The organism is Bacillus sp. FAU20 (genome assembly GCF_056033865.1).
In genome coordinates this window covers 316,303-331,896 of record NZ_JBVYHY010000022.1, presented here as the reverse complement: position 1 = coordinate 331,896, position 15,594 = coordinate 316,303, and the positions used below count along the sequence as shown (strand labels likewise).

The window sequence follows — 15,594 nt, the reverse complement described above, 5'->3', positions numbered from 1 at the left end:
TAAATATGTATATACTGACAAAAATAAGGGGATGGTTGTTAGATAGCTTTTGTAAAAATAGGGGATTATAGCTAAAGGACAGTAATTTCTATTATTGATTAATACTTGTCCTGGCTAGTTTTAGCTGGAAAAATAGTTCTCGATTTGAATATGAGTTATGTTATAATTGCTAGGTGTGTTTTAACGATAATAAATTATGATTAAAAGATAATGTTAAGATTTTGTATGGAGGTCTTGGAATGTTAGCAAATCAAGCTAGGGTTAGATTTGAGCATTTTTTGCTCTTTTTTATTATTTTACAGCCTGTTTTAGATTTATTAACGTCTCTTAGCATCACTTTATTAAAGTCAAATGCTACCGTTGGAATTTTAGTAAGATTCCTTATTATGGCTGTTGGTGGCATTTACATTTTAATTCAGGCAAAAGAGAAGGAAAATAGAAAGTTTTTAATTTATCTTATATTATTAGCCGGAGTTTTAGGAGTAGGATTTATTAATAACAAATTAGTTAAGGATCCTATTGTACTTAGTGAAGAAGTTAAATTCGTTGCGAAAGCATTATATATATATATCATGCTGGGATCATACATTTTAGCTTTAAAATCATTGAAAAAGACAGTTAATATTAGTGATAAGGTTCGAAATAGTATTGTATATTCTACATTAATCATTAACGCAATTATGGTTATTTCTATTTCAACATCTACTGACTTTGGTAGTTATGAATGGATGAAAGTGGGTTCTCGAGGTTGGTTCTATGCAGGGAATGAACTAGGTTCAATCTTAGCTATTATTTTCCCTATTGTAGTACTATATTCTATTCAAAAAACAAAGAGCTGGAAACACATTTTATATTGGATTCCATCACTTTTAATGATTTATTCGCTAATTCAAGTTGGTACAAAAGTAGGGATGGGCTCAATTGGTGCTACGTTAGCGGCAGCAATCGGGATTATTTTACTACAATTATTATTTGATAGAAAAAATCCGAACAAAAAATCCCTTGCGCTTAATGCAGTAATTGCTATTGTCCTATTAGCTGGTGTAGTTGGAACGTTTAAACAAACGCCATTAGCACAAAATATGGGTATTCACAATAATTATTTATCAGAGCAAAATGTGGCACAGCAAGGTCAAAAAGAAAAAGAAATTAAAGAGAAGCTGAAAAAAGAGCAAGAACTTAAAGCAAAAGAAGAAAATCATCATAAAGTTGAAAAGCCAGAAGAAAAGGCGAAGATAGAAGAGGAAGTTAAGAAAGAGCTTGAGAAAGAGCAAAAGAAAGAAAATCAAGAAAATCTTATTTTCAGTGGACGTCAAGTATATGAAGAAAGACATAAGCAGTTCTTTAAAGAAGCACCAGTGTCACAAAAGTTATTAGGCATGGGTTATGCAGGTAACTTTAAATACAATGAACAAAAGCAGCCAGATCCAAAACTAATTGAAATGGACTTCCATGATTGGTTTTATGATTTCGGGATTATTGGCTTTGTATTACTAATGATTCCATTTATTTATTACGGGCTAAGAATTCTACTAGCATTTGCTACGAGATTTAAGGACATATTTAATATAAAATATGGAATGATTTCAGCAAGCTTATTGTTAGCGTTAGGTATTGCTTATATTGCAGGACATATTTTAACAGCACCAGGAGTTGGGATTTACTTTGTAGTGGTGTTAGCTTATCTAATAGTAGACCTAGAAATTGAATGATAAAAATAAAAGCTAACTTTTGTTAGCTTTTATTTTTTAGTACAGTAAAATAAAAATAGATGGAAACGTAGCGAGGATTTAAAGGAGGAAAAAATATGAGAATATTGCATATGAATGCAGGAGCAGAAGATGGGGGAGGGAAAACACATATTATTTCACTTCTCGATCAGTTTCCAACTGGTGAAGTAGAATTAGCAGTATTTGAAGATGGAATTGTTGCGAAGGAAGCAAGGGAGTTAGGGATAAAAGTCCATGTGTTTTCACAAAAATCGCGCTATGATTTATCCATTTTAAAGAATATAAGTAAATTTATTAATAAAGAAAAATTTGATGTAGTTCATACGCATGGCCCTAGGGCTAATTTCTATGTTTCTTTAATGAAAAAGAGAATAAAGGCAAAATGGGTAACGACTATTCATAGTGATCCATTTCAAGACTTTACTAAACAGGGCTTAAAAGGTTGGATTTTTACGAAATTAAATTTGAAAGCCTTAAAAAATATAGACTTATTTTTCGTTGTAACAAATAGATTGAAAAAAAGCCTGGCAGCATTAGGTATTTCAAATGAAAAGATGCATGTTATTTATAATGGAATTGAATACGATAAGGAAAAAGCAGAAGGCTATAATAAAAAAGAAATGTTCAATATTGATGAAGATGTATTTACGGCAATCCAAGTAGCACGATTACATCCTGTCAAAGGACATGAAGTTTTATTTGATGCGTTACAACAAACAAAATTAGAGAAAATTAAAGTATTATTAGTTGGTGATGGCCCATTAGAAGAAAATCTAAAGTCATTAGCTACTGAAAAAGGGATTAACGATAAAGTAGAGTTTTTAGGACATCGTCAAGATGTAAAACAATTATTTGCGTCGTCACATGTAAATTTATTAACTTCCCATAGTGAAGGGTTCCCACTAGTTTTATTAGAAGCGGCAAATCAACGCGTACCATCAATTGTGACTAGGGCTGGAGAAATTGAACCCTTAATCGTAGATGAAACTTACGGATGGATTGTACCGACAGGTGATGGAAAGGCATTGGCATTAGCTTTAGAAGAAGCGTATGATAAGTGGAAAACTGGAGAGTTAGCAGCAATGGGTAAACATATTTATGAGCATGCTACTATGAACTTCTCACTTCAAAAACTATATGAAGATACAAAGGAAACATATAAGCAATTAATAGCAAAAAACTTGTAATGATAGAGAGGATAGTTAACTATGGCAGTACAAACAGTTGATATTCTAGGCGTTCCTTTTTCTACAATGACAATGGATGAAACGGTCCAATATTTAAAAGAACAACTAGAATCGGAGCGAACTCATACGTTTCAGGTAGTAACAGCAAACCCTGAAATTGTTATGTGTGCAAAAAAGGATGAAAAGTTCTATCAAACATTATTGAATACAGATTTAATTACACCTGATGGTATTGGTGTTGTAAAAGCAAGCGGTATGCTTGGTACACCTTTAAAAGAACGTGTAGCAGGTTTTGATTTAATGTGTAATTTACTGGCGAAGTTATCAGAAGATAGCAAACCGGTATCTGTTTTCTTATTAGGTGCAAAGCCGCATGTTGTGCAAGCTGCAGCAGAGCATTTAACAAAGACATATTCAGCTGTATCCATTGCTGGTATACAAGATGGTTATTTTAAACAAGAAGACGAAGAGAATATTATTTCTCGCATTCAAGAAGCAAAACCAGATTTATTACTTGTTGCACTTGGTTTCCCGAGACAAGAAAACTTTATCCAAAACAATAAGCATCGTTTAGAAACGAAAATGGCTGTTGGAGTGGGTGGAAGTTTAGACGTATGGGCTGGAGAGGTAAAACGTGCACCAAAATGGATTCAAGCGATTCATTTAGAGTGGTTTTATAGATTATGCAGTAATCCAACACGCTGGCGTCGTCAGTTAGTATTAGCGGAATTTTTAAAAGAAGTAATGCGTTCGAAAAAGTAGCGAAATATCGCTGCTTTTTTTATTAGTTCATTTTTAATAAATTGAAACTTTAATCAGTGAGGCATCCCCACTGATTATTAGCCCGCACCAATCAGGATAGACGTTTTACTTTTTGGGAATGATGAAGGAGAATTTTTTACACAAAAGTATTTTACTTATACAATTCACACATGTAAAATGATGTGTAAAGACACCTGTGTAAGGAGGACTTCTAGTGGGCAAGGTAAAAGAAATTTCGAAGCGCAAACTACTTGGGATAGCTGGGCTTGGATGGCTATTTGATGCAATGGATGTTGGAATGCTTTCATTTGTAATGGTAGCCTTGCAAAAGGATTGGGGATTAACGAGCCAGGAAATGGGCTGGATAGGCAGTATTAACTCAATCGGTATGGCAGTAGGAGCGCTTATTTTTGGAATACTATCAGATAAAATAGGACGAAAATCAGTCTTTATTATTACATTATTATTATTTTCTATCGGTAGTGGTTTAACTGCATTAACGACGACACTCGCGATGTTTCTCGTTTTACGCTTTTTAATTGGCATGGGGCTTGGCGGAGAGCTTCCGGTTGCCTCTACACTAGTATCAGAGAGTGTTGAAGCGCATGAACGTGGGAAAATTGTTGTGTTATTAGAAAGTTTTTGGGCAGGTGGATGGCTAATTGCAGCTCTTATCTCGTATTTTGTTATTCCTAAATATGGTTGGGAAGTTGCGATGGTATTGAGTGCAGTTCCAGCACTATATGCTTTATATTTAAGATGGAATTTACCGGATTCCCCAAGGTTCCAAAAAGTTGAAAAAAGGCCATCTGTTATTGAAAATATAAAATCAGTTTGGTCTGGGGAATATCGTAAAGCAACAATTATGCTATGGATTCTATGGTTTTGTGTTGTCTTTTCCTATTATGGAATGTTCCTTTGGTTACCGAGTGTAATGGTGCTAAAAGGATTTAGTTTAATAAAAAGTTTCCAATATGTACTTATTATGACATTAGCTCAACTTCCAGGATATTTCACCGCTGCTTGGTTTATTGAACGTCTCGGTCGTAAATTTGTTTTGGTTACGTATTTAATCGGGACAGCTTGCAGTGCCTATTTGTTTGGGGTTGCGGATTCATTAACAGTATTAATCGTTGCAGGTATGTTACTATCCTTCTTTAATTTAGGTGCTTGGGGAGCATTATATGCCTATACACCTGAGCAGTATCCAACGGTTATTCGTGGTACAGGTGCAGGAATGGCAGCAGCATTTGGTCGTATTGGTGGTATTCTTGGACCATTATTAGTGGGGTATTTAGTTGCCTCAGAAGCTTCACTATCATTAATATTTACGATTTTCTGTGGATCAATTTTAATTGGGGTATTTGCTGTAATAATACTTGGTCAGGAAACGAAGCAACGAGAATTAGTATAAAGTGAAATTTTAAACGTATCCCTGATCATTTATTACCCTACAATACTCAGCTCTTTATAGGTAGTTAGTGTAGGATAAAGGGAGAGAGGAAACCGAAGTGGTTTCCTTTTTTCTGTTTTTTTAGATAAATAATGGTATAGTAAGAAAAAGGGATTATTTCTTATAAAAGCGAATGTATACAGCAGGGCATATGGACAAAGAATTAGGTGGTTGAAGAAATGAAAATTTTACTGATCATGGAAGAGGCAGAAGAGAGAAGAGAGTTAGCTGAAAATTTCACTGAAAATATGAGAAATGTAGAATGTTTTGAAGCAAAGACAGGAACAGAATCTTTATTTATGATGAAAAAACATATACCAGACTTTGTTTTTTTAAGTTCCAAATTACTAGATGGTACTGGTTTTGAATATGCAAGTTTATTACGAGAAATAAATTGCTATACAAAATTTATTTTTGTAGGTAAAAACATAGAAGAATCTATTACAGCTTTTCGTTTCCAAGCATTTTATTATTTATTACGACCATTTCGTGAAGAAGATTTACAATTTCTTTTATATAAAATAGGTAAAGAACAAGGTGAGAAAGCAAAGAGTTATTTGCGTAAACTACCGATAGAAAGTCAAGAGGGTATACGATACATTCTTCCAGAAGATATCGTATATGTAAGTAAAAATAAAGAAAATAAAACTGTTTCAATTTACACAACGAATAATCAGTATATTTCAACATATACACTTCAGGAATTAGAAAATAAGCTAAATGTATATGATTTTTTACGTGTGCATAAAAGCTATTTAATTAATATGTCATATGTAAAAGAACTGAAACCTTATTACAATGGAACGTATAATTTGTATTTAGATAGGTATGATGAGCAACCGATTCCAGTCAGTCGTAATTATGTAAAACGCCTTCGAAATAACATTGAATTATAGTAGGTAATGAGAGTATTTTAACATGATAAACTGAAAATCCTTCATGATAGGGAGGATTCAAGTTAAATATTCAGAAAATTTAGTACAATCTCCACTAAGAAATAGTATTGGGGGAATTGTATGTGAAGACATTGAAATCAATCTTACTTTGGAGTGTTATTACAGCAGTAGGAGCAGGTGCTTTTGGGGTAATAGCTTTATCACAAGGTGAAACCATTAATGCTGTATGGCTCTTAGTAGCTGCCGTATGTGTATATGCAGTTGCTTATCGCTTTTATAGTAGATTTATAGCGAGAAAGGTTTTTAATTTAGATGATAATCGGCAAACACCAGCCCATACATTAAACGATGGGAAAGACTATGTTCCAACAAATAAGTGGGTATTGTTTGGACATCACTTTGCAGCGATTGCTGGGGCGGGACCTTTAGTGGGACCGATTTTAGCAGCACAAATGGGATATTTACCAGGGACCATTTGGATTATTGTTGGGGTAGTTGTTGCGGGAGCTGTCCAAGATTTTGTCATTTTATTTGCTTCGATGAGACGTAATGGTAAATCGTTAGGAGAAATGATTAAAGATGAGATTGGACCTGTTACAGGACTAATTGCAATGATAGGTATTTTAGGAATTATGATTATTTTATTAGCAGTATTAGCGTTAGTCGTAGTAAAGGCACTAATCGGAAGTCCTTGGGGAATGTTTACGATAGCAGCAACGATTCCTATCGCTATTTTAATGGGAGTTTATATGCGGTATATTAGGCCTGGTCGTGTTGGAGAAGGATCAGTAATTGGTATTATCCTACTTATTTTATCTCTTGTTGGAGGACAGTATGTAGCAGAAAATCCAACACTTGCAAGTATGTTCACATTTAGTGGTGAAACAATTGCTATTATGCTTATTGTATATGGATTTATTGCATCTGCATTACCAGTTTGGATGTTATTAGCACCACGTGATTATTTAAGTACATTTTTAAAAGTCGGAACAATTGTAGGTTTAGCAATCGGTATTTTAATTGTAGCACCAGATTTACAAATGCCAGCAGTTTCAAAATTTATTGATGGAACTGGTCCTGTGTTCTCTGGAAACTTATTCCCGTTCTTATTTATTACTATTGCTTGTGGCGCAGTGTCTGGATTCCATGCTCTCGTTTCATCAGGTACGACGCCGAAGATGATTGAGCAAGAGGGACACGCACAGCCAATCGGTTATGGAGCAATGTTAATGGAGTCGTTTGTAGCAGCGATGGCGATGATTGCAGCTTGTGTATTAACACCGGGAACGTATTTTGCAATTAATAGTCCCGCAGCACTTATCGGTACAGATGTCTCGCAGGCAGCTCAAGTTATTTCCTCATGGGGATTTGCTATTACACCAAATGAACTAAAAGATCTCGCTGTAAATGTTGGAGAGCAAACGATTTTATCACGTACAGGTGGTGCGCCAACATTAGCGATAGGTATGGCATATATTTTCTCACAAGTAATAGGTGGAACGGCCATGATGGCATTTTGGTATCATTTTGCGATTCTCTTTGAAGCTCTATTCATTTTAACAACAATTGATGCCGGAACGCGTGTCGGCCGATTTATGATTCAAGATATTTTAGGGCATGTATATAAGCCATTTGGGAAAACGGATTCTACATTAGCGAATGTAATCGCTACAACATTATGTGTATTAGGGTGGGGATATTTTTTATACCAAGGGGTAATAGATCCGCTCGGTGGAATTAATACATTATGGCCACTTTTCGGTATTGCAAATCAAATGCTAGCAGGTATTGCATTATTACTTGGAACGACAATTTTGTTCAAAATGGGAAAAAAGGCGTACGTTTGGGTAACACTTATTCCAACTGTCGGGTTGCTGATTGTAACGATGACGGCGGGGTATCAAAAGCTATTTCATGAAAATCCTAAAATTGGATTTCTATCGCATGCAAAGGTATTTCAGGGAGCATTAGATGAGGGGAAAGTGTTAGCGCCAGCTAAAAATGTCGCTCAAATGAAGCAAATTATTTTCAATGATTATATCGATGCAGCGCTTTGCGGAATTTTTATGATAGTTGTAATTGCTGTGTTAATTTCAGCACTTCGAATTTGGATCATAGTATTAAGAAATAAGCCAATGCCGTTAAAAGAGGCACCATATATTCCTAGAGATGAAAGTGAGTCGAGGAACTATGCTTAAAAAGTTGTGGCAAGTATGGAGTGAAAGAAAACGCTTTATTAGTTTGCTCGTTGGGGTACCAAGTTATGAAGTATACGTAGAGCATATGAAACAACATCATCCTGAAGAAGAGGTTTTATGTCAAAAGCAGTTTTTTGCTGAGGCACAAGAAGCAAGATTTAACGCAAAGGGTGGAAAAATATCACGCTGTTGTTAATGAAAAAAGGGCGAGTTTTCGCCCTTTTTATTTTTTGTTGTTTCACGTGGAACAGCAAAAAATAAACAAAAACTTTGGGAATTAAAGGTATTTCGTATACAATAAAGTGAGGAAGGGGATAGATGGAAAAGTAGGGAGATTATTTTATGTTAAGAGACTTATTTGTAAATACAACAATTATTCTTTCCTTTATTTTTATTGGAGGACAGCTTTTAAGGGATAAGCCGTTAAAAGAAGGATTCTCTTTTTGGCAGAAATGTGTAGTCGGTATTTTTACTGGAATATTAGGTATATTGCTAATGTATTTCGGTGTTCATGTTGGTACTATCCTATTAGATTTGCGCTACTTAGCTGTCATTTTAGCCGTTATAATTGGAGGACCAATAGCAAGTACTATAACTGTAGGTATGATTTTAGTAATTAGGCTATTATTTATGGATTATTCATTAGCTTCTCAAGTGGCTTTTTATACAATCATTGCAATAGGAATAGGTAGCATCTTTCTTTCGCGTATGAGGCTTTCCTTAGGGGAAAAGTGGGTATGGTTACACACATATATTTTATCTATTCTAATTCCAGCGCTATATATATGGTTAATTAAAGACATTCAAGTAGTAGGATTATATTTCATTTCTAGTATTACTACAGGTTACATAACATTCATAAGTGCAAACTATGTTTTACAATCTAACGAGTTATTTCAAACGATGAAGCAATACGCGACGATAGATGCATTGACAAGACTAGGAAACGTAAGGCAGTTTGATTTAGAGATGAATCGTCATATTAGTAATAAGAACATGAAAAATGATCCATTTTGTTTATTGCTTATAGATATTGATCACTTTAAGTATGTAAATGATATGTATGGGCATCCTGCAGGGGACGAAGTGTTAAAACAAGTAGGATGTATTTTACGAGAAACTTCACAATTTCCGGATTTAGCTTTTCGAAAGGGTGGAGAGGAGTTTGCGCTTTTGATACCAAATATGGGATTAGCTTACGGAGTTCGTGTGGGCGAGCAAATTCGTACAGCTGTTGAAAATCACCCATTTCAATTGTTAGATGGAAAGAAAATAAAAATTACGGTTTCGGTAGGAGTTTCAGAATATGAAGAATCACCGGAGCAATTTATTCAAGCGGCGGATGATGCGTTATACTACTCGAAACGAAATGGTAGAAATAAGGTCAGCTCTGCATCTTAAAGATAAGATGACCAGAAGACATAAAGCTTATAAAAAACACTCACAGAGGCAAATGTATGAACTTTGTGAGTGTTTTTTATTTATATATTAGACAAGTTCTTTTGATACAACGAATTTACGATATGCACCATGGTGAGTTGGACCTACGTATTCGTTAATTTTGAATGAGTAACGAATAGCAGCTGTGATGAATTCTTTAGCAGTTTTTACTGCTTCTTTCACAGGTTTTCCTTTTGCAAGTTCTGCTGTAATTGCAGCAGAATATGTGCAACCTGCGCCGTGTGTATTTGTAGTATCAATTTTTTCTGATTCTAAAAGATCGAATGTTTCTCCATCATATAGGACGTCGATTGCAGTTTCCGTACCAAGTTTGCTTCCACCTTTAATTAGTACGTATTTGGCACCTAAAGCGTGGATTTTCTTCGCTGCTTCTTTCATGTCCTCAAGAGAATTAATTTTCACACCGCTTAATTGGTAAGCTTCAAATAAGTTTGGCGTTACAACTAATGCCTTTGGCACAAGAACGTCACGTAAGCAATCGTTCGTTTCAGGGTGTAATGCTTCATCTGCACCTTTACATACCATAACAGGGTCAACTACTACATTTTTGAAATTGTGCTTTTCGATTGTTTCTGCAACCATTTCAATAATTTCTACTGATCCAAGCATACCTGTTTTTAAAGCGTCTACGCCAACACCTTCAATTGTTGTTTCTAATTGTGGTTTTAATGTAGAAGCTGGGATTGGAAATACGTTATGTGCCCAACCGTTATGTGGATCCATCGTTACGATTGTTGTAAGAGATGTCATTCCATATACGCCCAGTTCTTGGAATGTTTTTAAATCTGCTTGTATACCAGCACCGCCACTTGTGTCAGAACCAGCGATAGTAAGTGCTTTATTTAATGTCATTATGAAAGCCCCCTCGAGTGATATAATGAAAACTATGTTCTCACCATTATATCAATGTTACGAATAAGTACAAAGTGAAAAGTAGATGATTTATTTTAAGAGCTATTTAAAATCTTGTATGCAGGAGACTGAGTATGTTTCGAGATAATCGTACAAATGAATTAGTTATATTAAAGGAAATTGCAGAAACATTAAATACATCAAATGATACATATCATGTATTGCAAGCTGTCCTAGAGAAATTACTAAGTGTAACAGGTTTAACGACAGGATGGATTTTTCTTGCGGATGAAAATGGGAAGTATACAAAGTTAATTGACTATCAATTACCAGAGGCACTGACATATGAAAATAAACGCCCGATGTGCGAAGGTGAGTGTTGGTGTTTACGAGGTTTTGTAGATGGGAAATTAGAAAGAGCCGTTAATATTATTGAATGTAAAAGAATTAATAATGCAATTGAATATAATTGGGGAGATACGGAGGGCATTCTTCATCATGCTACTGTTCCTTTAAAAGCCGGAGGAGAAAAATTTGGGTTGTTAAATGTTGCAAGTCCGGGTAAAACACATTTTTCGGAAGAAGAATTAGTATTACTCCAATCGGTTGCTTTCCAAATTGGTACGGCTTTAAAGCGAACAAAATTATATGAAAATGAAAAAAGAAGAGCACATTATTATGTGAAATTAGAGCGTTTCATTCAAGATTTAAAAACGATTCATAAGTTTAATGTATTACCTGAAAAGGTGGTAAATCACGTAGGTGAAGTATTTCAATGGAATCAAGTGGCGCTTTTTATTAGGGAGGAAAAAGAATTATCTTTGCGAGCGTCTTACGTTCAGGAAGAATTACAAGAGGATGTAAAAGAGGCGGCCAAGAAGGCGTTAGAGCAAGATCAACCAGTTCTAATAAAACATCAAATAGGACATAATGTACATCTAAATCGGGCTGTTATTGCTACACCAATACATATTCAAAACCATATATTTGGTGTTTTATGTGTTAGCTTGAATAATGGAGAGTTTGATGCTAATACAATAGATGTAATTCAAGCGCTGTCGAACCATGTTTCGTTAATAATAGAGAATTTAAGGCTAAACGAACAGCGTCGTGAACTTGTAAGAATGGAAGAAAGAAATCGGCTAGCAAGAGATTTACATGATTCTGTTTCGCAAAAATTATTTTCATTAACCTTCATGACAAAAGGCGCCGAGGCAGTTTTAAAAGGTAAAAATGAAAAGGTAGATCAATCTTTGCATGAGATGCGTGAACTTGCGCAAGGAGCTTTGAAAGAAATGAGGACATTAATTTGGCAGCTTCGTCCGGCAGGATTAGAAAAAGGATTATTGCCAGCTCTAAAGAAGTACGGTCAAAATTTGGGACTGAAAATAAGGGAGCAAGTTACGGGTGTTCGTGATTTACCGCGTGTAGTAGAAGAAGGTTTGTGGCGCATAGGCCAAGAAGCACTGAACAATGTAAGTAAGCATGCAGGTGTAAAAGAAGCGACGATTTATTTTACAGTGAATGAGAAAAATGTATCATTAGAAATAGTTGATGAAGGAAAGGGCTTTGTGGAAAAGAATATAAAAGAAAAGAAATCACTAGGTATGACTACGATGCGCGAAAGAGTAGAATTAGTTGGTGGAACAATTAAAATTGTAAGTGATAAGAAAAGAACAAGTGTAAAAATAAACGTACCATTATGATGTGAAAATGAGGGAAGTTCGTGAAAATAAAAGTATTGTTAGTTGATGATCATACAGTTGTTTTAAAAGGATTAGCATTTTTCTTAAGTACACAGGAAGATTTAGAGTTAGTTGGAGAAGCGAATAATGGGAAAGAAGCGTTAGTGAAAGTAGGAGAAACAAATCCTGATGTTATATTAATGGATTTATATATGCCTGAAATGGATGGTGTTGAGGCGACGGCATATATTAAAAAAGAGTATCCAAATGTGAAAGTAATTGTATTGACTAGTTTTTCTGATCAGGCGCATGTGTTACCTGCATTAAGGGCTGGAGCAAGTGGGTATATTTTAAAAGATGTAGAACCGGATCAGCTTGTTGAGGCTATTCGAAGCGCATATAAAGGTAATATTCAATTACATCCGGATATAGCAAATGCTCTTCTCTCTCAAACATTACCTGTAGAAGAAAAGGAAGAAGAACCTTCTATTCAAGTGGATGTGCTAACAGCGAGAGAAAATGAAGTATTGCAGCTATTAGCAAAAGGGATGAGCAATAAGGAAATTGCATCTGTTTTAGTTATTACAGAAAAGACAGTTAAGGCGCATGTAAGTAGCATTTTGAGTAAGTTGAATTTATCTGATCGTACGCAAGCGGCATTATATGCAGTGAAAAATGGAATTGTATAAGACGAAAGTCGTAAGACCAAGTTCGCCTTTAGAAGGTGGACTTTTTTTATGGAAAAATACGTCTATGTGAGGACGAAATTGTCTTTATATAAAGATAGAATATGTTTGTAAGCAACAAAACAACAATTACAAGGGATACCTTTTTTGAAAGCATATAACAACATAAGAGTGAGTACTAGGAGGAATAAATAATGGCAACAGTTTTATTCGTTAAAGCAAATAACCGTCCAGCGGAACAAGCAGTTAGTGTAAAATTATATGAGGCATTTTTAGCAAACTATAAAGAAGCACACCCAAATGATACAGTAGTAGAACTTGATTTATATAAAGAAGAATTACCATATGTAGGCGTAGACATGATCAATGGTACATTCAAGGCAGGTAAAGGCTTTGATTTAACAGAAGAAGAAGCAAAAGCAGTAGCAGTTGCTGATAAGTATTTAAATCAATTCCTAGAAGCTGATAAAGTTGTTTTCGGCTTCCCATTATGGAACTTAACGATTCCAGCAGTATTGCACACATATATTGATTATTTAAACCGTGCTGGTAAAACGTTCAAATATACGCCAGAGGGTCCAGTTGGCCTAATCGGAGATAAGAAGATTGCATTATTAAATGCAAGAGGCGGCGTATATTCAGAAGGTCCAGCAGCTGAGGTAGAAATGGCTGTTAAATATGTAGCAAGTATGATGGGCTTCTTCGGCGCAACAAACATGGAAACAGTAGTTATTGAAGGGCATAACCAATTCCCAGATAAAGCAGAAGAAATCATCGCTGCAGGTCTTGAAGAAGCAGCTAAAGTAGCAAGTGAATTTTAATTAAAATTATAATCGTCACTCGAAAAAACAGTATTAACGTTTACATGTTAATGCTGTTTTTTTATATTTTTAGTTCATCAGCAAGTTTTTCTAATGTATTTCGATCTTGTATATAATATGTTCGGCCTTCTTTTCTTAAATAATTTTGTTGGCAAAACTGATTTAATACATATAAAAGATGACGGTAGCTGACATTTAAATATTCCGAGGCCTCGGTATGCTTTTCTATATAACAATTATTTTGCTCTGTTAATAAAATAAAAGCAGCTAATCGATTTTCAAAAGGATAACTATAGTTTTTTGCGTAATTTTCAGTGCGAGTAATTGTCTTTTCTCCAATAAATTTACATAAGTGCTGTAAAAACGTTGCATCTTGTAATAAAAGTTGCTGACAATCTTTAAGAGGAAGTGCCAAACATACACAATCTTCTAGTACTTCAACGGATTTAGTAATATTTTCTACTCCTATTAATCCTAATTCTCCGATAAAAGATGGTGCTTGAATAAAGTTAATTAATGAAACCTTCCCGTTTTGATGACTCATATATATTTTTGCTTTCCTAGAAATTAAGTAATAGAGATAAGGGAGAGCATTTCCTTCGCTACATATCATCTCTTTCGTTTGAAAAGAATGCAGCTCTACATATGGCAAGACATGAAATGAAAATGGGGTATGGAATTGATGGATTCGCATGTATTGATAAATTTCTTCCTCATTTTTGCTGATTTTCATATTTTCACCCCCCATGTATAGTATGAGATATCTCCTATTATCTTTACAAGAAGGAATGATACGATTTATGTAAATTTGTTTTTGTAGAAAAGAGAGTGTGAGGGGTTTATGAAAAAATACAAAATACTATTATTTGATGTAGATGATACATTGTTAGATTTTCACAAGGCAGAAAAAGAAGCGTTACGTATGCTGTTTGAAGAGAAAGGGATTCCTCTAAGTAGAGAGGTCGAAGCGCATTATAAAAAAGTTAATAAAGGTCTTTGGGATGCTTTTGAAAAAGGTGAACTATCACGCGATGAAGTTGTAAATACACGATTCTCTCTGTTGTTTAAAGAGTATGGAGAAGAAGTAGATGGGATATTATTCGAAAATAATTATCGTAGCTACTTAGAAGAAGGAGATCAACTTATGCAAGGTGCGTTTGAATTTATAAATCAAATTCAAGGGGAGTATGAATTGTATATAGTGACAAATGGTGTTTCTAAGACGCAAGATAAACGTTTGCGTAATGCAGGGTTACATTCATTGTTTAAAGATGTTTTTGTTTCTGAAGATACAGGTTTTCAAAAGCCGATGAAAGAGTATTTTGATTATGTTTTTGAACGGATTCCTAACTTTGCACTTGAAGAAGGGCTGATTATTGGAGATTCATTAAGCGCTGATATTAAAGGTGGATATGTAGCGGGAATTGATACTTGTTGGTTTAATCCAGAAAGAAAATTAAATGATAGTGGGATTATACCGACATATGAAGTGCATAATTTTGAAGAATTATACGCTCTATTAAAACAGTTTGTTTAATGAAAATAGATGATTCGGGTTTATTTTACATGAATCATTTTTTTCTAAGGTATTTTTCGAGTTAGTATGGAATATAATTCTTTTGTTGCTTTATATGAAACTGTTAACATTTATTTTAGAACATTCAGAAAAACTGTTTGACATTAGGAAATTATTGCTATAAAATCAACGGTAATTGCATAGTCTTATCAAGAAAAGGTGGAGGGACAGGCCCGATGAAACCTTGGCAACAGCCGTATAACGGAATTGTGCCAAATCCTGCAGGTAGTAATCCTGAGAGATAAGAAAGAGCCTTTAGAGCGTGTTTTCAAACTGCTCCTTTCTTG

General features: G+C 34.7%; 14 protein-coding genes and 1 riboswitch. Of the genes, 12 read left to right on the top strand and 2 right to left on the bottom strand.

Annotated elements, in window-relative coordinates; genetic code table 11:
• Window positions 1-239: 239 nt before the first annotated feature.
• From AC0OM3_RS19965 to AC0OM3_RS19930, 8 genes are all read left to right on the top strand, one after another.
• A complete protein-coding gene (locus AC0OM3_RS19965) occupies window positions 240-1,712 on the top strand; it encodes an O-antigen ligase family protein (protein WP_000880762.1) in 1,473 nt (490 codons plus the stop codon).
• 95 nt (window positions 1,713-1,807) lie between these two features.
• Entirely contained in the window at window positions 1,808-2,917 is a 1,110-nt protein-coding gene (locus tag AC0OM3_RS19960; RefSeq protein WP_001221237.1) for a glycosyltransferase family 4 protein, read from the top strand.
• 21 nt (window positions 2,918-2,938) lie between these two features.
• Window positions 2,939-3,679, top strand: a complete 741-nt coding sequence (locus AC0OM3_RS19955; RefSeq protein ID WP_000290757.1) for a WecB/TagA/CpsF family glycosyltransferase — start codon at window positions 2,939-2,941, stop codon at window positions 3,677-3,679.
• A 214-nt stretch (window positions 3,680-3,893) separates the two neighbouring features.
• Entirely contained in the window at window positions 3,894-5,093 is a 1,200-nt protein-coding gene (locus AC0OM3_RS19950; RefSeq protein ID WP_000521103.1) for an MFS transporter, read from the top strand.
• A 218-nt stretch (window positions 5,094-5,311) separates the two neighbouring features.
• Window positions 5,312-6,028 (top strand): LytR/AlgR family response regulator transcription factor, encoded by a 717-nt coding sequence (locus AC0OM3_RS19945; RefSeq protein ID WP_474212794.1) that lies wholly within the window; start codon window positions 5,312-5,314, stop codon window positions 6,026-6,028.
• 122 nt (window positions 6,029-6,150) lie between these two features.
• Complete coding sequence (cstA, locus tag AC0OM3_RS19940) at window positions 6,151-8,226, top strand: carbon starvation protein CstA (protein ID WP_000854320.1); 2,076 nt, start codon at window positions 6,151-6,153, stop codon at window positions 8,224-8,226.
• On the top strand, window positions 8,219-8,422 hold the full coding sequence (locus AC0OM3_RS19935) for a YbdD/YjiX family protein (RefSeq protein ID WP_000914506.1): 204 nt from the start codon (window positions 8,219-8,221) through the stop codon (window positions 8,420-8,422). Before cstA ends, AC0OM3_RS19935 begins: the two co-directional genes overlap by 8 nt.
• A gap of 146 nt (window positions 8,423-8,568) precedes the next feature.
• Complete coding sequence (locus AC0OM3_RS19930) at window positions 8,569-9,627, top strand: GGDEF domain-containing protein (RefSeq protein WP_000942903.1); 1,059 nt, start codon at window positions 8,569-8,571, stop codon at window positions 9,625-9,627.
• Window positions 9,628-9,714: 87 nt separating this feature from the next.
• Here the strand turns inward: AC0OM3_RS19930 and pdxK are convergent, their stop codons facing one another.
• Window positions 9,715-10,539, bottom strand: coding sequence for a pyridoxine/pyridoxal/pyridoxamine kinase (gene pdxK / locus AC0OM3_RS19925; protein WP_000174252.1), 825 nt, complete (start codon window positions 10,537-10,539; stop codon window positions 9,715-9,717).
• A gap of 134 nt (window positions 10,540-10,673) precedes the next feature.
• On the opposite strand from pdxK, the gene AC0OM3_RS19920 reads away from it, so the two are divergent.
• From AC0OM3_RS19920 to AC0OM3_RS19910, 3 genes are all read left to right on the top strand, one after another.
• On the top strand, window positions 10,674-12,245 hold the full coding sequence (locus AC0OM3_RS19920) for a GAF domain-containing sensor histidine kinase (RefSeq protein ID WP_474212791.1): 1,572 nt from the start codon (window positions 10,674-10,676) through the stop codon (window positions 12,243-12,245).
• Window positions 12,246-12,265: 20 nt separating this feature from the next.
• Window positions 12,266-12,913 carry a response regulator gene (locus AC0OM3_RS19915; protein ID WP_000695799.1) on the top strand — a complete coding sequence of 216 codons (648 nt, stop codon included), beginning with the start codon at window positions 12,266-12,268 and terminating at the stop codon, window positions 12,911-12,913.
• Window positions 12,914-13,104: 191 nt separating this feature from the next.
• Window positions 13,105-13,731 carry an FMN-dependent NADH-azoreductase gene (locus AC0OM3_RS19910; RefSeq protein WP_000246723.1) on the top strand — a complete coding sequence of 209 codons (627 nt, stop codon included), beginning with the start codon at window positions 13,105-13,107 and terminating at the stop codon, window positions 13,729-13,731.
• Window positions 13,732-13,792: 61 nt separating this feature from the next.
• On the opposite strand, the gene AC0OM3_RS19905 is transcribed toward AC0OM3_RS19910, so the two are convergent.
• Entirely contained in the window at window positions 13,793-14,464 is a 672-nt protein-coding gene (locus tag AC0OM3_RS19905) for a transcriptional regulator YeiL (protein WP_474212789.1), read from the bottom strand.
• A 108-nt stretch (window positions 14,465-14,572) separates the two neighbouring features.
• Between AC0OM3_RS19905 and AC0OM3_RS19900 the strand changes: the two genes are divergently transcribed.
• On the top strand, window positions 14,573-15,268 hold the full coding sequence (locus tag AC0OM3_RS19900) for a YjjG family noncanonical pyrimidine nucleotidase (RefSeq protein WP_151522596.1): 696 nt from the start codon (window positions 14,573-14,575) through the stop codon (window positions 15,266-15,268).
• Between the two features lie 182 nt (window positions 15,269-15,450).
• A riboswitch (SAM riboswitch) is annotated at window positions 15,451-15,555 on the top strand.
• The last annotated feature ends 39 nt before the right edge of the window (window positions 15,556-15,594 follow it).

Coding starts and splice junctions, on each gene's coding strand:
- AC0OM3_RS19910 (WP_000246723.1), top strand. CDS start 13,105: ATGGCAACAGTTTTATTCGTTAAAGCAAATAACCGTCCAGCGGAACAA.
- AC0OM3_RS19935 (WP_000914506.1), top strand. CDS start 8,219: ATGCTTAAAAAGTTGTGGCAAGTATGGAGTGAAAGAAAACGCTTTATT.
- AC0OM3_RS19960 (WP_001221237.1), top strand. CDS start 1,808: ATGAGAATATTGCATATGAATGCAGGAGCAGAAGATGGGGGAGGGAAA.
- AC0OM3_RS19930 (WP_000942903.1), top strand. CDS start 8,569: ATGTTAAGAGACTTATTTGTAAATACAACAATTATTCTTTCCTTTATT.
- AC0OM3_RS19965 (WP_000880762.1), top strand. CDS start 240: ATGTTAGCAAATCAAGCTAGGGTTAGATTTGAGCATTTTTTGCTCTTT.
- AC0OM3_RS19900 (WP_151522596.1), top strand. CDS start 14,573: ATGAAAAAATACAAAATACTATTATTTGATGTAGATGATACATTGTTA.
- pdxK (WP_000174252.1), bottom strand. CDS start 10,539: ATGACATTAAATAAAGCACTTACTATCGCTGGTTCTGACACAAGTGGC.
- AC0OM3_RS19955 (WP_000290757.1), top strand. CDS start 2,939: ATGGCAGTACAAACAGTTGATATTCTAGGCGTTCCTTTTTCTACAATG.
- AC0OM3_RS19920 (WP_474212791.1), top strand. CDS start 10,674: ATGTTTCGAGATAATCGTACAAATGAATTAGTTATATTAAAGGAAATT.
- AC0OM3_RS19945 (WP_474212794.1), top strand. CDS start 5,312: ATGAAAATTTTACTGATCATGGAAGAGGCAGAAGAGAGAAGAGAGTTA.
- AC0OM3_RS19905 (WP_474212789.1), bottom strand. CDS start 14,464: ATGAAAATCAGCAAAAATGAGGAAGAAATTTATCAATACATGCGAATC.